The organism is Aureimonas sp. Leaf427, assembly GCF_001425485.1.
Taxonomy (GTDB): domain Bacteria; phylum Pseudomonadota; class Alphaproteobacteria; order Rhizobiales; family Rhizobiaceae; genus Plantimonas.
The window spans coordinates 374246-399973 of record NZ_LMQW01000051.1 but is presented as its reverse complement, the minus strand read 5'-3'; the positions used below and the strand labels follow the sequence as shown (position 1 = coordinate 399973).

General features: G+C 67.2%; 23 protein-coding genes. 10 read left to right on the top strand and 13 right to left on the bottom strand.

Annotated elements, in window-relative coordinates; genetic code table 11:
• Window positions 1–8: 8 nt before the first annotated feature.
• Entirely contained in the window at window positions 9–485 is a 477-nt protein-coding gene (locus ASG62_RS22590; protein ID WP_056690712.1) for a cupin domain-containing protein, read from the bottom strand.
• A 38-nt stretch (window positions 486–523) separates the two neighbouring features.
• Complete coding sequence (locus ASG62_RS22585) at window positions 524–1243, bottom strand: carboxymuconolactone decarboxylase family protein (RefSeq protein WP_244488612.1); 720 nt, start codon at window positions 1241–1243, stop codon at window positions 524–526.
• 500 nt (window positions 1244–1743) lie between these two features.
• Here ASG62_RS22585 and ASG62_RS22580 point away from each other — a divergent pair, with 500 nt between their 5' ends.
• The 6 genes from ASG62_RS22580 to ligD all read left to right on the top strand — a co-directional run bounded on the left by ASG62_RS22580 (window position 1744) and on the right by ligD (window position 8683).
• Complete coding sequence (locus ASG62_RS22580; protein WP_056690709.1) at window positions 1744–2727, top strand: aldo/keto reductase; 984 nt, start codon at window positions 1744–1746, stop codon at window positions 2725–2727.
• Between the two features lie 125 nt (window positions 2728–2852).
• On the top strand, window positions 2853–4013 hold the full coding sequence (locus ASG62_RS22575) for an aldo/keto reductase (RefSeq protein ID WP_056690707.1): 1161 nt from the start codon (window positions 2853–2855) through the stop codon (window positions 4011–4013).
• Between the two features lie 40 nt (window positions 4014–4053).
• Window positions 4054–4668, top strand: a complete 615-nt coding sequence (locus tag ASG62_RS22570) for a flavodoxin (RefSeq protein ID WP_056690841.1) — start codon at window positions 4054–4056, stop codon at window positions 4666–4668.
• A 41-nt stretch (window positions 4669–4709) separates the two neighbouring features.
• Complete coding sequence (locus ASG62_RS22565; protein ID WP_056690704.1) at window positions 4710–5120, top strand: cupin domain-containing protein; 411 nt, start codon at window positions 4710–4712, stop codon at window positions 5118–5120.
• A gap of 120 nt (window positions 5121–5240) precedes the next feature.
• Window positions 5241–6107 carry a Ku protein gene (locus ASG62_RS22560; protein ID WP_056690702.1) on the top strand — a complete coding sequence of 289 codons (867 nt, stop codon included), beginning with the start codon at window positions 5241–5243 and terminating at the stop codon, window positions 6105–6107.
• A complete protein-coding gene (ligD, locus tag ASG62_RS22555) occupies window positions 6107–8683 on the top strand; it encodes a DNA ligase D (protein ID WP_056690699.1) in 2577 nt (858 codons plus the stop codon). Before ASG62_RS22560 ends, ligD begins: the two co-directional genes overlap by 1 nt.
• Here ligD and ASG62_RS22550 read toward each other — a convergent pair.
• The 3 genes from ASG62_RS22550 to ASG62_RS22540 form a co-directional block, all read right to left on the bottom strand.
• A complete protein-coding gene (locus ASG62_RS22550) occupies window positions 8680–9489 on the bottom strand; it encodes a Ku protein (RefSeq protein ID WP_056690693.1) in 810 nt (269 codons plus the stop codon). The genes ligD and ASG62_RS22550 overlap by 4 nt on opposite strands.
• A gap of 54 nt (window positions 9490–9543) precedes the next feature.
• On the bottom strand, window positions 9544–10332 hold the full coding sequence (locus ASG62_RS22545; protein ID WP_056690690.1) for an exodeoxyribonuclease III: 789 nt from the start codon (window positions 10330–10332) through the stop codon (window positions 9544–9546).
• Window positions 10333–10429: 97 nt separating this feature from the next.
• Window positions 10430–11563 carry a DNA topoisomerase IB gene (locus ASG62_RS22540; RefSeq protein WP_056690687.1) on the bottom strand — a complete coding sequence of 378 codons (1134 nt, stop codon included), beginning with the start codon at window positions 11561–11563 and terminating at the stop codon, window positions 10430–10432.
• Window positions 11564–11728: 165 nt separating this feature from the next.
• On the opposite strand from ASG62_RS22540, the gene ASG62_RS22535 reads away from it, so the two are divergent.
• On the top strand, window positions 11729–11914 hold the full coding sequence (locus ASG62_RS22535) for a DUF3606 domain-containing protein (RefSeq protein ID WP_056690686.1): 186 nt from the start codon (window positions 11729–11731) through the stop codon (window positions 11912–11914).
• A gap of 214 nt (window positions 11915–12128) precedes the next feature.
• On the opposite strand, the gene ASG62_RS26810 is transcribed toward ASG62_RS22535, so the two are convergent.
• Window positions 12129–12278 (bottom strand): DUF1127 domain-containing protein, encoded by a 150-nt coding sequence (locus tag ASG62_RS26810; protein WP_156382315.1) that lies wholly within the window; start codon window positions 12276–12278, stop codon window positions 12129–12131.
• Between the two features lie 594 nt (window positions 12279–12872).
• Between ASG62_RS26810 and ASG62_RS22530 the strand changes: the two genes are divergently transcribed.
• On the top strand, window positions 12873–14381 hold the full coding sequence (locus ASG62_RS22530) for a phospholipase D-like domain-containing protein (RefSeq protein ID WP_056690683.1): 1509 nt from the start codon (window positions 12873–12875) through the stop codon (window positions 14379–14381).
• A 77-nt stretch (window positions 14382–14458) separates the two neighbouring features.
• Window positions 14459–15787: a cation:proton antiporter gene (locus ASG62_RS22525; protein WP_056690680.1), complete on the top strand. Its 1329-nt coding sequence runs from the start codon at window positions 14459–14461 to the stop codon at window positions 15785–15787.
• A gap of 62 nt (window positions 15788–15849) precedes the next feature.
• Here ASG62_RS22525 and argC read toward each other — a convergent pair whose 3' ends face one another.
• From argC to ASG62_RS22505, 4 genes are all read right to left on the bottom strand, one after another.
• Window positions 15850–16782 (bottom strand): N-acetyl-gamma-glutamyl-phosphate reductase, encoded by a 933-nt coding sequence (gene argC, locus ASG62_RS22520; RefSeq protein ID WP_056690674.1) that lies wholly within the window; start codon window positions 16780–16782, stop codon window positions 15850–15852.
• A 679-nt stretch (window positions 16783–17461) separates the two neighbouring features.
• Complete coding sequence (locus ASG62_RS22515; protein WP_082536998.1) at window positions 17462–18097, bottom strand: alpha/beta hydrolase; 636 nt, start codon at window positions 18095–18097, stop codon at window positions 17462–17464.
• Window positions 18098–18273: 176 nt separating this feature from the next.
• Window positions 18274–20664: an EAL domain-containing protein gene (locus ASG62_RS22510; RefSeq protein ID WP_056690672.1), complete on the bottom strand. Its 2391-nt coding sequence runs from the start codon at window positions 20662–20664 to the stop codon at window positions 18274–18276.
• Window positions 20665–20863: 199 nt separating this feature from the next.
• Window positions 20864–21466: a transglutaminase-like cysteine peptidase gene (locus ASG62_RS22505; RefSeq protein ID WP_056690838.1), complete on the bottom strand. Its 603-nt coding sequence runs from the start codon at window positions 21464–21466 to the stop codon at window positions 20864–20866.
• 465 nt (window positions 21467–21931) lie between these two features.
• Here ASG62_RS22505 and ASG62_RS22500 point away from each other — a divergent pair, with 465 nt between their 5' ends.
• On the top strand, window positions 21932–22936 hold the full coding sequence (locus tag ASG62_RS22500; protein ID WP_056690670.1) for a L,D-transpeptidase family protein: 1005 nt from the start codon (window positions 21932–21934) through the stop codon (window positions 22934–22936).
• A 12-nt stretch (window positions 22937–22948) separates the two neighbouring features.
• On the opposite strand, the gene ASG62_RS22495 is transcribed toward ASG62_RS22500, so the two are convergent.
• The 3 genes from ASG62_RS22495 to ASG62_RS22485 all read right to left on the bottom strand — a co-directional run bounded on the left by ASG62_RS22495 (window position 22949) and on the right by ASG62_RS22485 (window position 25620).
• Window positions 22949–23488, bottom strand: coding sequence for a cytochrome b (locus ASG62_RS22495; protein WP_056690667.1), 540 nt, complete (start codon window positions 23486–23488; stop codon window positions 22949–22951).
• A gap of 70 nt (window positions 23489–23558) precedes the next feature.
• On the bottom strand, window positions 23559–24953 hold the full coding sequence (locus ASG62_RS22490) for a sensor histidine kinase (RefSeq protein WP_056690665.1): 1395 nt from the start codon (window positions 24951–24953) through the stop codon (window positions 23559–23561).
• Window positions 24940–25620 (bottom strand): response regulator transcription factor, encoded by a 681-nt coding sequence (locus tag ASG62_RS22485; protein ID WP_056690664.1) that lies wholly within the window; start codon window positions 25618–25620, stop codon window positions 24940–24942. Before ASG62_RS22485 ends, ASG62_RS22490 begins: the two co-directional genes overlap by 14 nt.
• Window positions 25621–25728: the final 108 nt, after the last annotated feature.

Here is a 25728-nt window from a genome sequence, read left to right as displayed (position 1 = left end):
CCACAGCCTTACCTCGGTCCGTATTGCTCGTCGGAGACTTTTTCCAACCATTCGACGGACTTGCCGTCGAGGGACTCGGACACGGCGACATGGCTCATCCCGGTCGTCGGACCCGCTCCATGCCAGTGCTTCACGCCCGGTGGGATCCAGGCGACATCGCCGGGCTGAATCTCCTGGGCCGGCCCGCCCCATTCCTGGACGAGACCCTTGCCCGCAGTGACGATCAGCGTTTGGCCAAGCGGATGCGTATGCCAGGCGGTTCGCGCCCCGGGCTCGAAGGTGACGACACCGCCGCCGATCCGCGCTGGCGCCTCGCCCTGGAACCGACTGTCGACCCGGACGGATCCGGTGAAGTTCGCGGCGGGGCCGGCGGCGGACGGTTGCGATCCGTTCGGTATGATCCGGACGCCCTTCCCGTCCTCGGCGGCACCGGCGGCTGAGGCGAGAAGGAGGCAAGGCACGGCGATGGCGGCGAAGATGTTCATGGCGGTTCTGTCGGCTTTTAGTGTCGTGTCGGTGGGCGTCAGTTGCTGGTCGGGGCGGCGCCTTCGCCGGCGGATCCGCGAGCCTCGAACACGGTCTTGGCCACGGGAACCGCGGTCATGGCGTTTGGCCAGCCCGTGTAGAAGGCCAGATGCGTGATGATCTCGGCGACCTCGGTCTGCTTCAGGCCGTTCGCCATGCCGCGGTCCAGGTGGAAGGCGAGCTGGTCAACCTGGGCCGACGCGATCAGCGCCGATACCGTGGCGAGGCTCCGGTCGCGCGGCGCGAGCTCCGGACGCCGCCAGAGGTCGTCGAAGAGAACGCCGTTCGTGTAGGCCGAGAGAGCCGGCGCCACGGGAGTGACCGCAGCCTCGACGCTCGCCGCACGCTTCGGCTCGATTGTCTCGTCGACGGGAAGGGGCGCAGCGCCGATGGCGGCGAGCTGCTCAGGTCCGATGCCGCGCTTCTCGAAGACCTCCTTGGCCACCCCGACGGCCGACATGGCGTTCGGCCAGCCCGTATAGAAGGCAAGATGCGTGATGATCTCGGTCAGCTCGGTCGGCTTCACGCCGTTGTCGAGCGCCCGGTTGAAATGGCCGGTCATCTGCCGGGTGTGGCCGCCCGCGACGAGGGCCGAGACGGTCACGATGCTGCGGTCGCGCGGCGCGAGATCGGGACGAGCCCAGACGCTGCCGAACAGGACCTCGTCCGTATAGTCCGCGAGGGCGGGAACGGTGTCGCGAACGATCGGCGGCGCCATTCTGGGGAACGACCGCGCGGCCTCCTGCGCGAATGAGGGGCCGACGAGGACTGCGGTCGCCAAGGCGGTGGCAAGGACATTCATTTCGCTTCTCCCGACAGGTGAGCGGGGTGTCCGAACGAACGATGCTTGCAACGACGGTCACCCCTTCCTCCCAGAGGATAAGGTCGGCAACGGACGGGGATTAGCGGTGCATTCGGGCATGACCCTATGAAGAATACTCATGACTGGGCCGCCCGAACTGGCCGTCGCGAACTGGATCGATGCGATCGAAATGCCTGACGACACTGCCTTTCCGATGCCACCCAAGCGGCGTACCCGACCCGGCTGGCCACGCGTCACCGCTACGGTTCAATCGCCCCTGCGGGGCCTGTTCCATGACTGTGCTTCATAGCCTCAAGCGATTTATGCGGCCTAATCCAGGGAATGCCGACGGCGTATCTTGAGATTCATGGCAGGCGAGATCGCGTCTCGCCCCTCGAACCGAAAGGATTCACATCATGCAGAAGCGCACGCTGGGCCGGAGCGGCCTCGACGTATCGGCCATCGGCCTCGGTTGCATGGGGCTCAGCTTCGGCTACGGGCCGGCGACGGATCGCCAGGAGGCCGTCAAGCTGATCCGGGCCGCGCATGACCGCGGCGTCACCTTCTTCGACACAGCGGAAGCCTACGGCCCCGGTGTCAACGAAGAGGTCGTGGGCGAGGCGCTGGAGCCCGTCCGCAGTCAGGTCGTGATCGCCACCAAGTTCGGCTTCAAGGACGGCGTGCCGGCCAACGGTCTCGACAGCCGCCCCGAGCGCATCCGGCAGGTCGCCGACGGAGCCCTGAAGCGTCTTCGCACCGACCGCATCGATCTCTTCTACCAGCACCGCGTGGATCCAGCCGTGCCGATCGAGGACGTCGCCGGCGCCGTGAAGGACCTCGTCGAAGCCGGCAAGGTCGGCCATTTCGGCCTGTCGGAGGCCGGCGCGGACTCGATCCGCCGCGCCCATGCCGTTCATCCCGTCGCCGCGCTCCAGAGCGAGTATTCGCTGTTCTGGCGCGAGCCGGAGGCCGAGATCCTGCCGCTCCTCGAGGAGCTCGGCATCGGCTTCGTGCCCTTCGCCCCGCTCGGCAAGGGCTTCCTGACGGGCAAGATCGAAACGACGACCACGTTCGCCGCCGACGACTTCCGCGCGACGGTCCCGCGCTTCGCGCCCGACGCCCTGAAGGCGAACTTCGCCCTCGTCGAGCTCGTGAAATCGGTCGCCGCGGACAAGGGCGTGAGCCCGGCGCAGGTCGCGCTGGCATGGCTCCTCGCCCAGCGCCCGTTCATCGTTCCGATCCCGGGCACCACGAAGCTTCATCGTCTCGAGGAGAATCTCGGCGGGGCGGACGTGGAACTGACGGAGGCCGATCTCGCACGCATCCTGGACGCGCTGTCCGGCATCCAGGTCCAGGGCGAACGCTACGCCGCGTCCCACCAACGGTTCGTGAACCGCTGAGCCAAAAAGCGGTGCTGGTCGGCCAGCCACCGCAGAGCGGTTTGTCCGGCGCCCGACACCCAGAGTCAGCCCGGCGCTTCGAGGATCGATCCGCATCCCCGCATCCACATGGAAGGAAGACCCGCATGACCACGAAGCAAGGACCGAAGATCGGTCGCCGCGGCCTGCTCCTCGCGGCGGGCGCCCTCGCCGCAGCGCCACTCGCGACACGCGCCTTCGCTCAGCAAGCTCCAGCGGCCGGAACGGCGTCGGGCAGCGCGTCCACGTCCGTCGTCGCCGGGCGCAGGAAGCTGGGCGAACTGGAGGTCTCCAGCGTCGGTCTCGGCGTCCAAAACATGCACCGCACCTACCAGACGACGGTCCCGTGGCGTCCGGAGATGCTCGCCATCATCCGCGCGGCCTTCGACAACGGAGTGACCTTCTTCGACACCGCGGAAGCCTACGGCCCGCACGAGGACGAGCGGATCCTCGGCGAGGCCATCGAGGCGTTTCGCGACAAGGTCGTGATCACCTCGAAATTCGGCTGGAACATCGATCTGGAAACGGGCGTTCGCGGGCCCGGGCTCATCAGCCGGCCCGACCACGTCAAGCGCGCCATCGAAGGCTCGCTGAAGCGCCTGCGCACGGACCGCATCGACCTCGTCTACCAGCACCGCGTCGACCCCGCCGTGCCGATCGAGGACGTGGCCGGCGCGATTAAGGACCTGATGGACGAAGGCAAGGTCCTCCATTGGGGCCTCAGCGAAATGGGCCTCGCCACCCTCCGGCGTGCCCACGCCGCGCTTCCGCTGGCAGCCGTCCAGAGCGAGTACTCGATGCTGTGGCGCGGACCGGAAGCGAAAGTGCTGCCGCTCTGCGAGGAGTTCGGCATCGGCTTCGTTCCCTGGAGCCCGCTTGGCGTCGGCTTCCTGACGGGCGCGATCGACGCGAGGACGCGCTTCGCGGAGGGCGACATTCGCGGGATCGAGGATCGGTTCTCCCCGGAGAACCTCGCCGGCAACCTCGCGCTGGTCGACCTCGTCAAACAATGGGCGGAGCGCAAGGGCGCGACGCCGGCCCAGATCGCCCTCGCCTGGCTGATGGCCAGGAAGCCCTGGATCGTCCCGATCCCCGGCACGACACAGATGGCGCACATGCTGGAGAACAACGGCGCGGCCAACGTAACCTTCACGCCGTCCGAGTTCACCGAGTTGGATGCGGCGGTGGCGGCCATCGGGATCAGGGGCGCGAGGCTGCCGGAGGCCGTGCTCGCGTATTCGGGCGTCGAAGCGCCTGCAAGGAGCTGAGCGCCAGCGGGTCGCGGTCTTGTTCTTGAAGGACAGCACGATGTCACCGATCAACGCCATCTCGCGTCGCCAAGCCCTGAAGGGCTCGCTCATGCTGCCTTTGGTGGCCGGGCTGGGCGCCGCGTCGGCCTCCCCCTCGTCAGCCAGGGCCGTGGCCGCGGAGCCGCGCCGCGGCTCTAAGGTTCTCATCGCGTACTTCACCCGCACGGGCAACACGCGGCTGATCGCGACCCAGATCGCCCGGGCCAGAAATGCCGAGCTGTTCCAGATCGTGCCCGCCGATCCCTATCCGGAGGACTACGAGGCGCAGGTGGCGCAAGCGACGGAAGAACGCCGTCGAGGCTACGAACCGCCGTTGCAGGCGCTCGCACCCGCCTTATCCTCCTACGACACGGTCTTCCTCGGCTTCCCGATTTGGGGGACGACGGCGCCTTCGATCATCCGGTCGTTCCTGTCGAACCACGATCTCTCGGGAAAGACCTTGGTGCCGTTCATCACGCATGGCGGATACGGGCTTGGCAGCAGCCTCGACGTGGTCGCCGAACACGCGCCGGGCGCCCGCATCATCGAGGCGTTCTCCAAGGCGTGCGACCAGGAGCGCGAGACCCTTGCGGAAGTGACGCAGTGGCTCGAGACCACTGGAGTGCCACGTTGATCGAGGCATAGGTTTCCATCCAAACAACCGCGAGAACCGACATGGACATCAAGCGCAACGGCAGCCAGCCCTCGTCGCCGGGGCCAGCCGATTACTTCACGGGCACGGTGCGCCTGGACCAGCCGTTCAAGGGAAGCGAACCCGCGCGCGTCGCCGGCGCCATCGTCACCTTCGAACCCGGCGCCCGAACGGCCTGGCACACCCATCCCCTCGGTCAAACGCTGATCGTCACCGCCGGTCTCGGTTGGGCGCAGCGCGAGGGCGGTCCCGTCGAGGAGATCCGCCCCGGAGACATCGTCTGGTTCCCATCCGGCGAGAAGCATTGGCACGGGGCAACGGCATCGACGGCCATGACCCACATCGCCATAGCGGAAGCCGAGGGCGGCAAGAGCGTCGACTGGCTCGAGAAGGTGGCGGACGACCAGTACCGCGCTCCGGAGAGCGGTGGCTGAAGCCGCGTCAGGAAGGGCGAGAAGCGTCAGGAACTTCGAGGACGCTGACCGGTTGGGTATCGAAATCGGCAGGTCGCCGGCGCTGTGGTGTGGCATCGGGACGAGAAGCGAGGTGCTGGCGTGGCTCCAAGGGCGAACTGGAAGGGCGTGTTGAAGGTGGGCGAGGTCGCCTGTCCCGTTGCCCTCTACACGGCGGCTTCGACCTCCGACCGCATCGCGTTCCACACGATCAACCGCGCTACGGGCCATCGCATCCACCGCCAGTTCGTCGATGGTGAGACGGGAAAACCGGTGGAGAAGGACGATCAGGTCAAGGGCTACGAGGTGAGTTCGGGCGACTACGTCGTGCTCGAACCCGAGGAAGTGGCAGCCGCCGTGCCGGGCAGCGACAAGGTGCTGGACGTGTCGGCCTTCATACCGGCCGCCGAGATCGACAACGTCTATTTCGACAAGCCCTACTATCTGGCGCCCTCGGACGAGCATGCGCACGAGGCCTTCGTCCTCATCCGGGAGGGTCTGCGCGCCAAGAAGGTCGTCGCGATCGCGCAGACGGTGCTGTTCCGGCGCGTGCGCACGGTGCTGATCCGCGTCTACGGCTCCGGCCTGATCGCGACCACGCTGAACTTCGACTACGAGGTTCGCTCCGCCGACAAGGCCTTCGGCGACATGCCGGAGCTGACGGTCAAGGGCGAGATGCTGGATCTGGCCGAGCACATCATCAAGACGAAGAGGGGCAAGTTCGATCCCTCGGCGTTCGAGGACCGCTACGAGGCGGCGCTCGCCGAAGTGGTGAAGGCAAAGGTCGAGGGGCGCAAGATCAAGGCTCCCGAATACGAGAAGACCGACAAGGTCATCGACCTCATGGCGGCGCTGCGCGAAAGCGCGGGCGCTGCGAAGAAGAAGCCGTCCGAGACGAAGGCAAAGCCGAAATCGAAGGCCGCGCCGCGCCGCGCGAAGGCTGAGCCGGCGAGACGCAAGGCAAGCTGATGGCCGCTGCGCTCGAGCCCTACCGCAAGAAGCGCAACTTCGCCGCGACGTCGGAGCCCGAAGGCGGCGATGTCCGGAGCGGCGGCCAGAGCTTCGTGATCCAGAAGCACGATGCCACGCGCCTGCACTACGATTTCCGGCTCGAACTGGATGGCGTTCTGAAAAGCTGGGCCGTCACGAAGGGTCCGAGCCTCGTGCCCGGCGAAAAGCGCCTTGCCGTGCATGTCGAGGATCATCCGCTCGAATATGGCGACTTCGAAGGCACGATCCCGAAGGGCGAGTATGGCGGCGGAACGGTCATCGTCTGGGACCGCGGGACCTGGGCGCCCCTTCACGACGCAGCCAAAGGTTACGCGAAGGGGCATCTGGAGTTCGAGCTTTCGGGCGAGAAACTCTCGGGGCATTGGCATCTCGTGCGGATGCACGGCAAGCCCGGCGAGAAGCGCGAGAACTGGCTCCTGATCAAGGGCGAGGATGCGGCCGCGCGCGAGGCGGGCGATCTGGACATTCTCGAAGAGCGGCCGGAATCGGCCAAAACGGGCCGGATGTTGGACGAGGTCGCCGGCGAGGCACCCGGCTGGTCGTCGCGGACCGGCAAGATCGGCGCGAAGAAGCCCGCCACGAAGAAGGCGGCGAAGCCCCGTCGGGCCGCCTCGTCGCCTGCCGCGGACGAGCCGCCGGGCACCGCCCCGGATGCGTCCGGCATCGAGGGCGCCACTAAGGCGACTCTGCCCGATTTCGTCGAGCCCAGCCTCGCCACGCTCGTCGCCAAGCCGCCCGCCGGCAAGCGCTGGCTCCACGAGATCAAGTTCGACGGCTATCGCCTGCAGGCCCGGATCGAGGCCGGGCGCGTGAGGCTGTCGACGCGCAGCGGGCTCGAGTGGACGAAGAGGTTCGGCAAGCCGGTCGTCGAAGCTCTGCAAGCCTTGCCGGTCGGCACGGCCGTCATCGACGGGGAGCTGGTCGTGGAGACGAGCGCGGGAGCGTCGGACTTCTCGGCCCTCCAGTCCGACCTCAGCGAAGGGCGCTCCGACCGCTTCTCCTTCTATGCCTTCGACCTCCTTCATCTCGATGGATACGATCTGCGGCAGGTGCCGCTGGTGCAGCGCAAGGCGGTGCTGCAGGAGCTCGTCGGCCCCGACGGCGCAGTGCTGAAATATAGCGGCCACTTCGAAGAAAACGGTGCCACCGTGCTGCGCCACGCCTGCCGCCTCGGCCTCGAAGGCGTCATCTCCAAGCTTGCCGACGGCCCCTACCAGTCCGGCCGCGGAAAAGGCTGGGTGAAGTCCAAATGCTCGTCCCGCCAGGAGTTCGTCATCGGCGGCTACGTCCCCTCCTCCACATCCAGGAAGGCGATCGGCTCGCTGCTTCTCGGCCTCTACGACGGCGACCGGCTCGACCATGTCGGCCGCGTCGGCACCGGCTTTTCCGGGGCGGTCGCCGAGGATCTGTTCGAAAGGCTCAACCGGCTGAAGGCCGAGGCGAGTCCCTTCGGCGCCAAGCTCACGGCGGAGGAGGCGCGTCTGGCACGCTACGTCCGGCCGGATCTCGTGGCGGAGGTGGAGTTTCGCGCCTGGACGGCGGACGGCCATCTTCGGCACGCTTCGTTTCGCGGCCTTCGCGAGGACAAGTCGGCGCGGGAGATCGTGCGCGAGGTCGCGGCGACGCGCCCGAAGGCCGCGGCGTCGCCGAAGCCCTCCGTGGCGCTCACCCATGGCGATCGGGTCTACTGGCCGGATGTCGGGGTCACGAAGGAAGGGCTGGCGGACTATTACAGCGACCTCTGGCGCTACATGGCCCCCTTCATCGCAGACCGCCCCCTCGCCCTCCTGCGATGCCCGAGCGGGATCGCGGGTCCGTCCTTCTTTCAGAAACACGCCTGGAAAGGCCTCAGCAAAAGCATTCGGCTCGTGACGGACCCTTCGGCGGAGACGGAGGAGCCGTTCGTCGCCGTCGGGAATCTCGACGGCCTGATCGGGCTCGTTCAGGGGGCCGTCCTCGAGATCCACCCCTGGGGCTCGACGGTCGCGGACTGGGATCGGCCGGACACGATCACGATGGATCTCGACCCCGGCGACGGCGTCGACTGGACCGATGTCATCGCGGCCGCCGAAGAGGTGCGCGAACGCCTGAAGCTCGCGGGGCTCGAGCCTTTCGTGAAGACGTCGGGCGGCAAGGGGCTGCATGTCGTGGCGCCGGTGAAGCCGAGTGCCGACTGGCCGGCCGTGAAGGCCTTCACGAAGGCGATGGCCGACTCCATGGCCGCGGATGCTCCCGACCGCTACGTCTCGACGATCACCAAGTCGAAACGGCACGGCAAGATCCTCATCGACTACCTGCGCAACCAACGAGGCATGACGGCCGTCGCGCCCTATTCGACGCGGGCACGGCCGGGCGCGCCCGTCTCCATGCCGCTCGACTGGTCGGAGCTGAGCCCGGCGATCGGTCCGGCCTATTTCACCGTCGAGAACACGCCGACCCGCATGGCTGCCCTCGCCTCCGACCCTTGGGCGCATTTCAGGGCAGCGGAGGCCCCGATCGGGGATGCGCCGAAGAAGCGCCGCAAGCGGAGCTAAGGCGCCTTCCTCGGCGTCTTGTCGGAGGAGATGCTGCGGCGCAGGGCGTCCATGATGTTGACGACGTTGGAGGGCGCGGCGGGCTCGGCCGCCTTGGCCTTGGAAGGCCGCTTCCGACCCTTCTTCTTCGAGGCGATGAGATCGAGCAGGTTCGCCTGGACGGGGTCGTCGACCATTTTCGGGTCCCAGGGCTTCGACCGCTCCTCGATCAGCTTCTTGACGAGCGTCATCTGCTTGGCGTCCGGCTTTCCGGCCTTGATCTTGCCGAAGTAGAGATCCTCCGCCCGCACCTCGTCGCCGTAGCGCAGGGTCCAGAGGACGATTCCCTTGCTCCTCGGCTCCAGCATCACGGCCCGCTCCCGGCTGTACATGACGAGGCGGGAGATGCCGACCATGCCCGTCGAGGCCATGGCATCGCGGATGACGGAGAAGGCCTCCTCGCCGACGGAATCGTTCGGGGTGAGATAGTGGGGCTTGTCGTACCAGACCCATTCGATGCTGTCGGCGGGCACGAACATGTCGATATCGATCGTGCGGGTGCTTTCGAGGGCGACCGCTGCGATCTCATCGTCCTCCAGGAGGACGAAGTCGTCGTCGCCGCGCTCGTAGCCCTTCACCTCGTCGTCCTCTTCGACCGGCTCGTCGGTGACCGCATCGACGTTTCGCGTGACGATCCGGTTGCCGGTCTTGCGGTTGAGAGTGTGGAACTTGACCTTCTCGCTCTCGGAGGTCGCCGGCGACATCACCACCGGACAGGTCACCAGGGAGAGCTTCAGATAGCCTTTCCAGAACGAATGGGTCGCCATCTCGATCTCTCTCCTTCGACGAAAGACCGAACGGCCGGCCCGATGCCTGGTTCCTCATCGAGACGAAGCCTCGCCGGTGAGAGAGATCCAGACCGGCGCGTGGTCGCTCGCATGGTCCCATCCCCGGACATGGCGGTCGATCTCGGCCGCGGCGAGCCGTCCGGAAAGGTTCGGGCTGAGGAGGAGATGATCCAGGCGAAGGCCGGCGTCCCTCTCCCACGCCGTCCGCAGATAGTCCCAGAACGTGTAGAGGCGCTCGCCGGGATGGAGCGCGCGCACCGCATCCGTCCACCCCTGCCCGGTCAGACCCTCGAAGGCCTCGCGCACTTCGGGGCGAAACAGCGCGTCGTCGGTCCAGCGTTCGGGTCTGTGGACGTCGAGATCGGTCGGCATGGTGTTGTAGTCGCCGGCCAGGATCACCGGGGCGCCGGAGGCGAGAAGCGTGGCGGCATGTTCCGTGAAGCGCCGGAACCAGTCGAGCTTGCGCTCGAACTTCGGGCCGGGCGCCGGATTGCCGTTCGGCAGGTAGAGACAGCCGATCAGAACCCCTTTGACGGCCGCCTCGATGTAGCGGCTGTCGCTCTCGGCATCGTCGCCGGGAAGCCCCCGCCGCGTCTCGATCGGCTCCGACCCCCTCGACAGAATGGCGACGCCGTTCCAGCGGCTCTGGCCATGCCAGACCGCCCGGTAGCCGGCCGCCTCGATCGCGCCGAGCGGAAACTTGCCCTGGGGGGCCTTGAGCTCCTGCAGGCAGACGATGTCCGGTGTGGCCTCCTCCAGCCATCGCAGGAGCAAAGGCAGCCGGCCGTTGACGCCGTTGACGTTGAAGGTCGCGATCTTCACCGCGCCGGGGTCTCCGTCCTCCGGCTCCGCGCTCGGCCGCCCGCGGCTCGACGGTTTGGCACGGGTGGCCATCGATCACTCCGCGTCCGGCTGCACGTCAAGCCGCGGCTTCGAGGGTGCGGGACGAAGCGGTCTTGCCGGCCTTCGATATTTCCGCGGAAAGGCGGGCGCGCAGGAGGCCCATGACGGCCGCCTCTTCCGGCGTCAGTCCCGTCAGGCTCTCGCGCAGTTCGGCGTCCACCTCTTCCTTGATCTCCAGGAGCAGCGATCCGCTGAGATAGGTGTTGAGGATTTCCGGGTGGACGTAGCACTTGCGGCAGACCGTCGGCGTGTTGCCGAGACGGGCGGCGACACGCTCGATCGCCGCGCGCACGTTCTTCCGGGCCTTGGCGTCGGTATCGAACTCCTCGAACTCGCGCAGCGCCAGCGCGGCGAGGACCGTTCCGGCCCAGGTGCGAAAGTCCTTCGCCGTGATGTCCTTGCCCGTGATCTCCCGCAGATAGGCATTCACGTCGGCCGAGGTCACGTCGCGGGTCGCGCCGTCCTCGTCCACGTATTGGAGAAGTTCCTGGCCCGGCAGGTCCTGGCAGGCCTTGACGATCCGGGCGATCCGTTTGTCCTTCACGTCGAGGTTCCAGGTCTTGCCGCTCTTGCCCTTGAAGCGAAAGCGCAGCGCCGATCCCTCGATCTTCACATGCTTGTCCTGCAGCGTGGTCAGGCCGTAGCTCTGGTTCTGCTTGACGTAGTCGTCGTTGCCGACGCGGATCAGGGTCGTCTCCAGAAGGTGGACGGTCGTCGCGAGCACCTTGTCGCGCGGCAGGCCCTTCAGCGACATATGGTTCGACACGGTCTCCCGGATCTTCGGCAGGCAGTGCGCGAATTCCATGACATGCTCGAACTTCACCCCGTCCCGCACCTCCCGAAACTTGGGATGGTAGCGGTACTGTTTCCGGCCCTTGGCGTCGCGGCCCGTCGCCTGGATGTGGCCGGCGGGATCGGACGAGATCCAGACGTCGGTATAGGCGGGAGGAATGGCGAGGGACCGGATACGGGCGATCGTGTCCTTGTCCTTGATCGTCTTGCCATCCGGGGCGGCATAGCTGAACCCCTTGCCCGACTTGCGCCGCCGAATGCCCGGCTCCTCGTCGGAGACATAGACGAGGCCGGCGGACTCGGCGGCGTCGCGGGGGTCGACGACGGTCTGGACGTCGTCGTCTGCCGATGCTGCCATGGACCGCCTCCCGTGTTCGGTTTTGGGTCCTCAACCCGCTCCCTTCGGCCTGGTTCCTGAGGGCGGCGCGCTGCGTGCATGTGCCGCTGCTCGACCCGGCTGGCCCTCCTCGCAACGTCTCGACGATCATCCCGTTATGCTTCGTCGAGCAAGGAGGAGGCCGAGATGGCAAAGGATCAGACGAGCCGCGGACGGGCACAGGATCGAGCCCGGGTCGCCGGCGGGCAGGACCACGAAGTGCGCTACGAGGCGACCAAGGAGGGCGTCGGCGCAAAGGACGTGAAGGACGCCGTGAAAGCGGTGGGAAACAGCCGGAAGAAGGTCGAGGATCGGCTGGAGTCCGGCAAATAGCGGGACGTCAGGCGGCTGGCGCTTTCCGGAAGCGTCCGGCCGCCCGGTCGAACGATCGCCCGCACGCGACGCGGGAGGGCGTCGCGAACGAGAAAAGGGCAGACGCGATGTCGATCGCGCCTGCCCTTTGTTTTGCTTCGTCGGTTTCGTCGGACCGGTCAGCCCTCGTGCGCCAGCGGCTCTCGGGAGCCGGAGTCGCGATGGCCGAGGGCTGTCAGCCGCGTCCGTGGCGGACGGCGCGGCTGATGTCGCCACGGCTCACGCCGATGTCGGCGAGGGCGTGGTCGCTCATCCCGCGAAGGAGGTTGATCGACTTGCGCTGAGCGCGGAAGTTCTGGATTTCGGAGGTGAGGAAGCGGAACATTCGGGGTGGCCTTTGGGAAGCAATTCGATAAGCTATATTTAAAGGCATGACCTGCCTCTTAGTAGTGCACCTCATCGCACCTCTGCCGTGCGCATGACGCATGTCGGAAACTTCGAGCGCAGTTAGCGAATTCTTAATGGCGGTTTCGAGCACCGCAAATGCAGTAAGTTTCAGCGTTGCGCCGCTGGTGACGACGCCATTCTCGCGCTGAAATCCGATGCAACGGCTCCTGCGCGGCCCAGCCGCCCTGCATGCTCATTCGATAGGCACTGACCTTACCAAGACAGCTCCCCCGGCTTTTGGCGAGGTGGATTTCCTGCCGACCGTCCGACCCGCCGAGACGTCCGATCGATCGGATCGGGCTTCGTCGAGGCCCATTGCCTCCCGACCAGGAACCGGACATAGCCCGATCCGTTCGGGCTCCGTGCATTCGGGTCGTCGGACGAGCGCGACAGCACGCGCCGGTTTACACCGCTCGTTCGGCGCATCCCGAGGGCGACGCGCGGTTCGGACGTCCCTCTTCCCGCGCTGCGCACGCGGATGCGGGTCGGACGGATGAGACGGCATCGGAACGATCGCAGTAAAGGAGTTGGCATGACGGGACGTGAAGGACGGGACAAGCCTGAGACCGTGACCGATGCCGTCCCCTCGCCCCTCGTACCCGGCCGAAACTGCCAGCGGATCGAGCGCGCGACCCGGGCCTCCGTGATCGTCGACGCCGACGACTACTTCCGTTTCGCACGCGCCGCGATGCTGAAGGCCCGACGGCGGATCGTCCTCATCGGATGGGACTTCGACGGCCGGATCACGCTCGGTCGCGGCGGAGGGAAAGACGAAGCGCCGGAAAAGGTCGGGGACTTCATCTACTGGCTGGCGCGCAACCGGCCCGAACTCGAGGTCTATCTGCTGCGCTGGGATCTCGGAGCGCTGAAGACCCTGACGCGCGGCTCGACCATCTTCACCGTGCTCAAATGGATGAGCCATCCGCGCATCCACACCAAGCTCGACGGCGCCCATCCCTTCGCCGGCTCGCATCACCAGAAGATCGTCGTCATCGACGACAGCTTCGCCTTCTGCGGCGGCATCGACATGACCGAGGACCGCTGGGATACGCGCCAGCATGTCCACGAGGACGACCGCCGCCGCCGGCCGAACGGCACGCGCTACAAGCCCTGGCACGATGCGACGACGGCGGTGGAAGGGCCGATGGCGGAGGCGCTCGCGGCCGTCTCGCGCGACCGCTGGCACCACGCGGGCGGACGGAGAATGGAGCCGGTCGAGGCCATGCCCTCCTGCTGGCCCGACGACCTTCCCGTCCACTTCAACGACATCGACATGGCCGTCTCCCGCTCGGCCCCGGACATGCCGGGCGAAGAGGCCATCACGGAGATCGAGACGCTCTATCTCGACCAGATCGCCGGGGCGCGGCGGCTGATCTACGCCGAGAGCCAGTACTTCGCGTCGCGGCGCATCGCCGAGGCCATCGCCAAGCGGCTGGACGAGGAGGACGGGCCGGAGATCGTCGTCATCAATCCGCTGACCGCGCAAGGGTGGCTGGAGCCGATCGCCATGGACACGGCACGCGCGCGGCTGTTCGAGACGCTGCGGCGGCGCGACCGGCACGGGCGCTTCCGCATCTACCACCCGTTCACCGATGGCGGCGAGGCGATCTACGTCCACGCCAAGATCCTGATCGTCGACGACCGGAGCCTTCGCATCGGCTCCTCGAACATGAACAACCGGTCGCTTCGTCTGGATACCGAATGCGACGTGACGATCGACGCGGGTCTGCCGGGAAACGAGGGGCTGGGGGCGACCATCCTCGACATCCGCGACGATCTCCTGGCCGAGCATCTCGGCGTCGATGTCGAGACGGTGACACGCTCGATCGCATCGACCGGGTCGCTCATCCGGACCATCGAGGCGCTGCGGGGGCCGGGCAAGAGCCTTCGCCCCTACGAGACGCCCGATCTCACCGCCGTCGAGGAATGGCTGGCCGACAACGAGGTGCTGGACCCCGAAGGGCCCGACGAGATGTTCGAGGCGCTCAGCGAGCGGGGCCTGTTCCGGCGGCTTCGGTCGCGGCTGCGAAAGGCACCCTGAAGCTCGCGGGGTAAGGCGGCGGACGAAATGCTTCGGCGCGGCGGCGGATCGATACCGCGGGCGGGCAGTTCCCTGCCATGGACTTCGCCCTTAACCTCAGCCCCGACCCTTATATCCTTGTTCTGACAGGCGCCGGGCTGCTCATCGCGCTCGTCGCCTGGCTGCCTCTGGCGCTGCGGCGGCTGCCGCTTTCGCTGCCGATCGTCTGCATCGGCATCGGGGCCGCGATCTTCTCGCTGCCGCAGATGACGCTTCGGCCCCTGCCCGCCCTCTATCCCGAGATCACCGAGCGCTTTTCCGAGTTCGTGGTCATCATCGCGCTCATGGGCGCAGGCCTGAAGCTCGACCGGGTTTTCAGCTTCCGCAAGTGGGCGATCACCTGGCGCCTCATCGCGATCACCATGCCGCTCAGCATCGCGGCGATCACGCTCATCGCGGGATGGTGGATGGGCCTGTCCTGGACGCTCGCGCTGCTTCTGGGAGCCGCGCTCGCCCCGACCGACCCGGTTCTGGCCGCCGACGTTCAGGTCGGCCCGCCGAAGTCCGGCGAGGAGGACGAGGTGCGGTTCGGGCTGACCTCGGAGGCCGGCATGAACGACGGCTTTGCCTTCCCCTTCGTCCACCTCGCCATCGTCCTCGCCGCCGCAGCATCCACGGGCGAGGCTTGGTTCACGAAGTGGCTGACCTACAACGTTCTCTGGGAGATCGGGGCCGGCGTCGCCGGCGGCTACGCGATCGGTCGCGCCTTCGGCTGGCTCACCTTCCACGTTCCGGCGAAGACCAAGCTCGCCAAGACCGGCGACGGCCTCATCGCGCTCTCCGCGACCTTCGTTTCCTATGGCCTCACCGAACTCATCCACTGCTACGGCTTCCTTGCCGTCTTCGTGACCGCGCTGACCTTCCGCCATGCCCATCGCGACCACGACTTCCAGCTGGAAATGCACGAGCTGACCGAGCAGGTCGAGCGCATCGCCATGATGGTGCTGCTCATCCTCTTCGGCGGTGCCCTCGTCGGCGGCCTGCTGGCGGCGCTTCAGTGGATCGACGTCGCCGCCGCGCTCGTTATCCTCCTCGTCGTGCGGCCGGTCACGGGGCTGATCGGCCTCGTCGGGCATCGGGCGAACCTGCGGGAGAGACTGACGCTGGCCTTCTTCGGCATTCGGGGCGTCGGCTCGATCTACTATCTCGCCTATGGCCTCAACGAAATGGGGTCGGTCGAGTGCGGCGACCGCCTCTGGGCGATCGTCGGGCTGATCATCCTTGTCTCGATCCTGATGCACGGCATCACCGTTACGCCCATCATGCGCGAACTCGACCGAAGCCAGGGCCGCGACCCCGATGCGGAGGACGCGGCCCCGCCGCCGGGGCTGCTGGGACCGGCCTCCAGTGCCCCTCCCACGTCATAGCCTCCCAGCCGCCGCGAGACCGGGCCGGCGACGAACGGGACCGGCCGTCGCGGGCTGGACGATCAGGATGCGAGCATCAGGTCCATGTTCTGCACGGCCGCGCCGGACGCGCCCTTGCCGAGATTGTCGAGGAGGGCGACGAGGTTGACATGGCCCGCCTCGGGATTGGCGAAGACGAAGAGCTTCATCGTGTCCTTGCCGGCCAGCTCCGTCGCGTCGATGCGCGGCGCCGACCGCGTCTCTTCCTCGGATGCGACGGTGACGATGTCCTGGCCGGCATAATGGGCGGTCAGGGCCTCGCGAATGGCCCCGACGGTCGCGCCTTCGGCCAGACGATCGAGATGAAGCGGGACCTGCACGATCATGCCCTGCGCAAAGAGCCCGACGGAGGGCGAGAAGATCGGCGCCTTTTCGAGAAGGCCATGGATCTTCATTTCCGGCACATGCTTGTGGCTGAGCGTCAGCCCATAGAGGAAATGCGGCGCGGAGATCGCGTCGGGGCGGCTTTGATCCTCCATCTGCCCGATCAGCTGCTTGCCGCCGCCGGTGTAGCCGGACACGGCATTGACGGTGACGGGATAGTCGCCCGGCAGAAGCCCGGCCTGCCGGAGCGGGCGCAGGAGCGCGACGGCGCCCGTCGGGAAGCAGCCGGGATTGGACACGAAACGCGACGCACGAATGGCCTCGCGCTGGGCCGCATCCAGCTCGGCGAACCCGTATGCCCAGCCCGCATCCGTGCGATAGGCGGTGGAGGTGTCGATGATGCGCACCTTGTTGTTGCCGGCGACCATCGCGACGGCCTCGCGGGACGCGTCGTCGGGAAGGCAGAGGATGGCGACATCGGCCTCGTTCAGCATGTCCTCGCGAAGCGCGGCGTTGCGGCGCTCCGCTTCCGGCAGCGACAGGAGCTCGACGTCTCGGCGCCCTTCCATCCGCATGCGGATCTGCAGGCCGGTCGTGCCGTGCTCGCCGTCGATGAAGATTTTCGGAGCCATCTCTCTGCCTCGCTCGTCCAGGGTCGCGCCGGCGCGCGAACTCGCTCCGGCTGCCGTCCACATCTCGCCTCATCCGGTCGGCCTGCATCGAGGATGCCCGCGCGCCGGATCGAGGTCCCTTCCCGAATGTCAGCGAACGGCCGGGTCTGCAAGCGCTATCCCGCGCCGCACGCAGGAAAGAAGCGAGGTGCGCCGGCTGGACGGCACAGGGTGCGGCGACGCGGGTGAAAGCGACCGGCCATGTCAGCGTTTGGCCCGGCACAAGGCTTGCCCGGGGCGCCTATTGTGCAATGCAGCTATGCGTCGGACGCGATAGCTCGACGGCGAAGACCATCCTATCTTCTTCTCGGCGCCGCAGACGTGGCGCTAAAGAATTTTAAAGTTTCGCAGTGGCCATCCTCCTCCCAAAGGCCATTGCGGATCGTCCGCGACATCCTCCTCCCAAAGTCGCAGGGCACCCAAACGACGCCCGCCGGTCCTCCCCCGGCGGGCGTTGTCATTTCCACCGATCGAAGACACTGCCGCTTCGGCCGTCTATGCGCACGGGGAAAGCGAGGAGCACAAAACTCCCTGCACGGAAGCGCGAGTTCGGTCGCACCGGCCGGTCGAGGCGCGCGAAACACCCGTTCCGTCATTTCAGGTCAAGCCCCGGCGCCGCAGGGCGATGTCGTCCCGCTTATCAGCCGAGCTGCGAACGCGGGCCGAGCACCGAGACGGCGTCGAGGGTCGCGCCGTCCCAGTGGCGCCGAGGTGCCGGGGATCGGTCGATCCGCCCGCGTAGGCCGTCGGCGATCGTCCGCGCGTCGTCCCAGGGGCCGTAGCCGCTGGCAATGTTGACGTGGCCGGCCTCTCCAAGATCGACGAGGGCCGATCCCCAGCGGGCCGCGAGCCGCGCCGCGCCCGCGTAAGGCATGAAGGGATCGTTGCGGCTGGCGACGAGGATCGAGGCGAAGGGCAGAACCTCGTCCCGCGCGGCAGCTTGCGCCACGGCGAACTCGCGGATGGTCGGGTGAAGCTCCGCCAGCGAGCCAAGATCGGCGGGAGCCACGAGAAGCGCGCCGCCCACATGCGACGCGGCGGGGCGGCCGGCCAGGATGCCGACGAGCGCACAGCCGAGACTATGGGCGACGAGGATGACGCCGGGTGCGCTGGCCTCGATCCGGGCCTCCAGTGTGTGAAGCCAATCGGTGAACCGGGGCTTGGACCACTCCTCCTGCTCCACGAGCTCGGACGAAGCGTCGCGATGCGCCCAATGGCGCTGCCAGTGCCCTTCGGGCGAGCCGTTCAGGCCGGGAACGATCAGCGTTTCGATCATGTGTGCCTCGGGTTCGGGTCCGAGGAGACGCTAGGCGGCGCGGTGCCGGGGGTGAAAACACAAAAAACTAAATTCGGGGACCGCCGGGGAAGACGATTCCGAACGGTCCGCAAGGCTTCCCCGGTCGACGGACGACCCTTGCCGTGCCAGCCGCCTTGAGACGCTTCCCTGGCCCCTCACGCTGCCACGGCCGCGGCGGTCTCGCCCCGGTGTCGATCCTGAGCCGGCGGCATTCCGTCCACCCCCGGACGCGCCGGGCGCCCGATCAGGTAGCCCTGCACGGCATCGCAGCCGAGCGAGCGCAGGAGGCTGAGTTCGCCTTCGCTCTCGACGCCTTCCGCCAGGGTCTGGATGCCCAGCGTCTTGCCGATCTGCGTGATCGCCACGAGGAGGGCCATGGAATGGCGGTCGCCCTCCGCTCCCGCCACGAAGCTGCGATCGATCTTGATGCGGTCGAGCGGAAAGTCGCGGAGGTGGGCCAGGGACGAGTAGCCCGTGCCGAAATCGTCCATCGCGATCTTCACGCCGAGACGCCTCAGATCGGCGAGGATGCGCGCGACCTCCGCGCCATCGGCGACCATCGCCGTCTCCGTCAGTTCGAGCTCCAGGCGGCTGGGAAGAAGGCCGCTCTTGGAAAGGGCCGAGGTGACGTGGGAGACGAAGAGCGGCGAGCGCAGCTGCACGGGCGAGACGTTGACCGCGACATGCTGGTCCGGCGCCCAGCCGGCGGCCTGAAGGCAGGCCTCCTCCAGAACCCAGCGGCCGATCTCAAGGATCTGGCCGGTCTCCTCGGACAGGGGAACGAAGTCCACCGGCGAGACCATCCCGCGCTTGGGATGGTTCCAGCGGATCAAGGCTTCGTATCCGACGATCCGGTCGTCGGCGAGCGAGAGGAAGGGCTGGTAGACGAGGTGGAATCCGCCATTCGCGATGGCCTGTCCGATCTCCATTTCGAGGCGGTTGCGCTCCACGACGGCTTCGATCATGCCCGGCCGATAGAGCGAGGCCTGACCGCGACCGCTTCGCTTGGTCTCGTAGAGCGCGATGTCGGCCTGCTTCATCAGCTCGTCCGGATTCTCCGCGTCGTCCGTGGAGCAGATACCGATGCTGCAGCCGATCGTCAGCGAGATCGCGTCGATCTGAAACGGCTGGGAGAGCCGGAAGACGATCTCGCTCGCGCGGCTCTTGGCCAGATCGAGATCGCCGAAGACGAGGATCGCCATCTCGTCGCCGCCGATCCGGGCGACGAAACCCGCCTCGCCCACGATCCCGCGAAGTCGATTTGCGACCTCGACGAGCAGGCGGTCCCCGACGCCGTGTCCATGGGTGTCGTTGACGGACTTGAAGCGATCGAGATCGAGGAGAAGAAGCTTGTAGCCGGGCTTCAGGCTGAAGCCCTCTTCCATGCGCAGCTGCAAGGCGCGGCGATTGCCGAGGCCCGTCAGCGGGTCGTGGAAGGCGAGATGCGCGATGCGCCCTTGCGCCTCTCGGTCGCTGGTCACGTCGTCAAAGGTCAGGACCGCGCCGCCGCCGGGCACGGGCCGCACCTCGATGTCGAGGATGCGCCCATCCGCCGTCGCGCCGTCGCAGCGGGTCGAGCGGACGGATGTGACCGCATCCATGATGTCGCGGTGGATCCTGATCTGCAGCCGATCGTCCCAGCCGTTGACGCTGCCGACCGTCTGCAGCAGCGCATCGAGCGGCATTCCGTTGACGAGCTGCTCGCGCGTGACGGCGAACATTTCGAGATAGCGATCATTGAAGAGGCCGACGCGCCGGTGCTGGTCGATGAAGAGCAGGCCGTTCGACATGTTGTGGAGAGCGGTCGAGAGGATCGTGGAATGGGCCCTCTCCTGCGCCTCGAAGCGCTTGGCGGCGATCACGGTGAGGAAGGCGCCCATGAAGATCACGATCGCGCCGGCGGCCGTGAAGATGCTGAGCGTCACCGTGTCGCTCGATCCGGTCTCGAACCCGCCGATACGAACGAAGCGCGTGCCGGAAATGGCGATGAAATGCGTGCCGCAGACGCCGAGCGTGAAGAAGCCGCAGGTCATCCAATGCGAGTGCTTGGCCGTCGGAAGGCCGCGTGCCAGGGCAAGACAGGTTGCGCCGACCATGCAGGCCAGAAGGCTCGCGGTATGGGAATGGACCTGGAGGCAGCCCTGGATCGCGTCCATGCCGGTATAGTGCATCGCCCCGATGCCGAGGCCCGAAAGAGCGCCGAGGGCGGTACGCACCCGGCGCGACGAGACGACGGCCGAGATCGTGAGCGGCAGGCCGACGGCGAGGATGCCGAGCACGGCCGACCAGGCGGTCGTGACGACGCCGTAGTCGAGGATGATGTCGGACCTGTAGCCCAGCATGGCGATGAAATGCGTCGTCCAGACGCCGAGGCCCGCGACGACGGCGGTTCCCAGAAGCCACCAGCGGCGCGCCAGAATCGAAGAACTGCTCGACTGATCGATGAGCACCGAGAGGAGCCAGCCTGCGACGAGACAGATGATCAGCGCCGTCGCGACGAAGCCGAGAGAGTGATGCTGTGCAAGCTGCAGGATCGTGACGGTCATGCCGGCTTATCACTCGATTTCCCTCACCATTTGGCAAAAGGAGATAGTGAACATTTGGCAACCGAGCGCTCGGAGGCGTTCTGCCGGATGTTGCCGCCTTATCAAGGCGTTCACGGATCGGTGAGGTCGTCCGGAGGAAGGCTCGGAGGAGCCTTTCGCCCGCTCCCCGCGATAGCTGGATGAACGCGGGGGTCCGATCCTACTGCAGGCTGCCGACGAGCACGTCGCGGTTGTCCTCGATTCCGACCCAACGGCCGGCATTGGAGTCGGACTGGCGCTTCACGTAGGTGTAGGGCGTCTCGTCCCAGGGCAGGATGCGGTCGTCGAGATTGTCGAGGATCACGTCGCCCTTGTCGGTGCGCACGGTGAGCACGGCGTGGCCGCTGCCGTTCACCTGCCGGACAACGGTGATGAGGAGGGCGGAGGCGGGCAGACCGGCCTTCTCGAGTTCGCGCTGCTTCTCGAGGACGTAGTCCTCGCAGTCGCCCTCGCTGGTCGGGTAGGACCAGACCTCGGGAAGGCCGTACATGTCCTCGTCGGTGCGGGGCGAGATCGAGCCGTTAACGACCTCGTTGACGGCCATCATGCGCTTCCAGGCGATGTCGGTCAGCTTGACGACGGCCCGGCGGGCGTTCGCGCGGCACTCGCTCGGATAGCGTTTGCAGAAGTCGAAATGCCCGACCGGCTGGCTCGCGGCACCGGTGGTCGGCATGAACGAGCCGGCCAGAGCACCGGAGGTTCCCGCGAAGATCGTCGCGACGAAAGCCAGAACTGCAAGGTATTGAACGACATTTCGCACGATTGTCTGCCCTCTTTCCACCTGTCGGACCCGGTATGCGAACTAGATCAGCTCGTTCTTCGATACCGAGATCTGCGGCGGGGTGCCGGCTTCAGAGGCGAATGCTTGGCAGGCGTGGCGAAGACGATCGATCTGCATCGTTGTATTCGGCATCTGTCAAGCTCTCGACACAGTTCAGGACTGCTTCTGCCTCATTGTTGTAGCATTGCGGGACAGGCTGCGGGAGTCGGTTCCTTAAGAAAGGGTTAACGACGGTTTTTGTCCCGTTTTCGGACGGTCGGCGGGGCTGAGCTCCACCATGAGATGGCCGGATTGTCGGCCTTTGAAGAGGCCCGGTTCCCGTCGCCGCGACAGGGCGCCGGACCGACATGCGGGCGTGGCCATGTCCGCTCCAGCGTGCCGTCGCATAAAGGGCGTCCCGATCGCCCGCCCTGTTCAGCCGCCATCGATCCGAAGGACGTTTCGCGCATGCTGCCTCGACGCCTCGCCCTCGCCGCCCTTCTGGCTCTCGGCTCGCTGTCCGGCTGCGTCTCGATGACGGAGGACACCTACGACAAGCTCGTTCCGGCGGCGGCCAGCATGAAGGTGCGGCCACAGGGCTCGATCCTCGTGCGGATCTTCAAGGAGGAGAGCGAGCTGGAGGTCTGGAAACGCGGGGCGGACGGGCGCTACGCGCTCCTGAAGACGCATCCGATGTGCCGCTGGTCGGGCAAGCTCGGGCCGAAGAAGGCGCTCGGCGACCGGCAGGCGCCGGAGGGCTTCTATCGCGTGACGCCCGCGCTGATGAACCCGAACTCCAAGTATCACCGGTCCTTCAATCTCGGCTATCCGAACCCGCTGGAGGCGGCGCTCGGCTATAGCGGCGATGCGCTGATGGTGCACGGCGCCTGCTCGTCCGCCGGCTGCTTCGCGATGACGGACAAGGGTGTGGAGGAGGTCTTCGACGAAGCGATGCGAGCGTTCGGGCTCGGTCAGTCGGACTTCCAGGTCCAGGCCTATCCGTTCCGCATGACGGCCGAGCAGATGGCGCGGCACCGCTCCGATCCGAACTATGCCTTCTGGAAGAACCTGAAGCTCGGCTACGACATTTTCGACGTGACGCGCCGCGAGCCGGAGGTCGCCGCCTGCGGCGGACGCTACGTCTTCGACGCCAAGCCCGTCGTCGCCTCGGCCGAGCTGAAGCCCGACGCTGCCTGCCCCGCCCTTCGGACGAACACCGCGCCGGAGGTGGCCGAGCGGCGGGCCAAGGACGAGGTCAAGCTTCGCGCGCTTCTGGAAAGCGGTCAGGCGGGCAGCGAGCTGGCCTATCAGGACGGCGGCATGCATCCGCAGTTCCGCGAGATCCTCGGACGGCTCGGCGCGGACGCGCTGGCCAAGACGACCTCGGCCGACGCCGTTCAGATCAGCCGACCGGACGCGGCGCTCGCCGACCCCTATTCGCCGCCCGCGCCCACCCAGACCGCGACGCGCTGACGGCGCGAGGCCTCAGAAGCGTCCGCGCAGAGAGGTCATCTGAGCCAGCGCGCCCGATCGGAACCAGAGCGATTGCGCGAGGGCCCCGGCGACGTGCAGCCCGATGAGAACGAGAAGCGGCGTCCAGAGCAGCGTGTGGAGATCGGCTGACGTCTCGCTTCCGGTGATCCAGGCGAGGAGGCCGAGCGCCGGCATGGCGAGAAGGACGACGTAGAGCAACGCATGAGTCGCGCTCGCGAGCCAGCGCGCCCAGCCGGGCTCGGCGGCTCCATGGGGCGGGCGGCCGCAGGCGATGCGGTCGACGAGGCGGATCGCCATGGCGCCGAGGATCGCCGAGCCCACGGCGATATGCGTCCAGCCGAGCACCATGTCGAAGGTCTGGATCGACCGGCCCTCGAAGGTCGCGTCGAACAGCGTCTCCATCGATTCGCGATCGACGTACTGGACCGCGATCAGCACGACGACCAGCCAGTGCAGCACGACGTGGAGACGCGACCAGCCGCGGGGCCGAGTCCGGGTGGCGGGCGCATGGTCCTGAAGAAGGGCGTTCATGGGAGCGGCTTTCGCAAGGGGACGTTCCCTCGCCTCCTAGCCGCCGGACATCTCGGCCGGATGATCCCGCCTATACGGATCGTCCATCTACCGCCGCGACCGGCTGGAAACGCAGACGCACGCTGAGGCCGGGATCGGCATCGCCGACCTCGCGGCGGGCATCGTGCAGTTCGGCGATGGACGCGACGAGCGCGAGGCCGAGGCCGTTTCCGGGCGTCTCGCGGCTTCGGTCCAGCCGGTAGAGGCGGCGGAATACCTTCTCGCGCTCCGCTTCGGGAATGCCCGGCCCGTCGTCCGCCACCTCCAGCACGATGTCGCCGCCCTCGCGCGCAGCCACGAGACGGATCTCGCCAGGCGCGGGCACATGATGGATGGCGTTCTCGACCAGGTTGGCGAGCGCCTGGATCAGAAGATCGGCATCGCCGACGATAAAGAGACCGGGCTCGATCTTCGCGCGCAGCCGGTGGCCGGCATCGACGGCGACCTCGCCATAGGCATCCGCGATCCGCTCGGCAATGCCGGCGAGATCGAGCGGCGCGAAGCGCGATTTGCGGGCGCCCGCGTCGATCTGGGCGATGCGCAGAAGCGCGTCGAAGGCCGCCGCGATGGCGTCGCTTTCGGCCAAAGCCGCATCGACGGCCTTCTCCAGCGCTGCGCCGTTCTGCGCCTCCCCGATCCGCTCCAGCCCTTGGCGCAGGCGGGCGAGCGGCGTTCGAAGATCGTGCGCGATGTCGGTCGAGACCTGCCGGAGGCTGTCCACCAGCGTCTCGATCCGGCCGAGCATGTCGTTGATGTCGGAGGCGAGCCGGTCGAGCTCGTCGCCGCGGCGGGAGATGGGAAGGCGCAGGTCCAGCCGTCCGCCGACGATCGCCCGCGTCGTCGCCGCGATCGCGTCCACGCGCTTGGTGGGGCCGATGCCGACGAGATAGCCGCCGACGAGCGCGAGAATCAGCGTCACCACGCAGCCCGAGAAGAGCGCGGACAGGAGGATGCGTCTGATATCGTCGAGAATGTCGGAGCGGCGGGCGACGAGCAGCCGGTTGTCGCCCATCGTCACGCCTTCGGCATAGAGCCGCGAATGGCTCGACGGGGCGGCGCCCGCGCCCGCGCCGTCGCCCGCGACGGGATAGGGCTGGACCGTCGAGCCGGGCTTCCAGGCCTCGGCCGGCAGGTTGCCGCCGAGGCGGGCGCCGTCGGCCGCCAGAAGCAGGAAATGACGGTCGGAGGCCGCGCTTTCCGTCCGCTCCTCGACCTCCTCGATCAGCGTCGCATCGCCGCCCTCGGCAAAGGCCTGGCGGAAGAGCGTCATGTCCTCCGCGATCGAGGCCCGCACGATGCCGCGCATCTGGGAGAGCGTCGCGACATAGGTGACGCCCATGATGACGAGGACGGAGGCGACGAAGAGGAGGCCGTAGCCGACGGCAAGGCGGAACGAGGTCGTGCGGAAGCGATCAGGAAGCCGCATCGATCGAATATCCAGAGCCTCGCACGGTGCGGATCATCTCCGCGCCGAAGGGACGATCCACCTTGGCGCGCAGTCGGCTCACATGCGTTTCCACCACATTGGTCTTCGGATCGAAGTGAAACTCCCAGACCCGTTCGAGCAGCATGGTGCGCGTGAGGACGCGGCCCTTGTTGCGCATCAGGCATTCGAGCAGGCGAAACTCGCGCGGCTGGAGCTCGATCGGCTGGCCGGACCGCGAGACGGTGCGCGCGATGAGGTTCATCTCCAGTTCGCCGACGCGCAGCACGGTCTCCTCCCGGCGGCCGGGCGTCGCACGGCGGGCGAGAGCGTTCAGCCGCGCCATCAGCTCGGAAAAGGCGAAGGGCTTCAGAAGATAGTCGTCGGCACCCGCCTCCAGGCCCTCGACCCGGTCGTCCACGCCGCTGACCGCCGTCAGGAAAATGGCGGGCACGCGGTTTCCCCCGGCCCGGAGCGCCCGGAGCAGCGACAATCCGTCGAGCCCCGGCAGCATCCGGTCCACGACCATGACGTCGTAATGCCGGGTGAAGGCGAGTTCGAGCCCGATCGGGCCGCTGGAAGCATGATCGGCTTCGTGCCCCTCCTGCCGCAGGCCCGTCGCCACGAAGGAGGCGGTGGAGGCATCGTCCTCGATCAGCAGAACCTTCAACGGGCGTCCTTTCACGGATGAGGCGCCCTCCTGCCGGACGGACGAGGGCGCGTTCGGAACGACTATACCAAACCGTATAGGCGCGGCGACGTCTCTCCGAGACCGGCG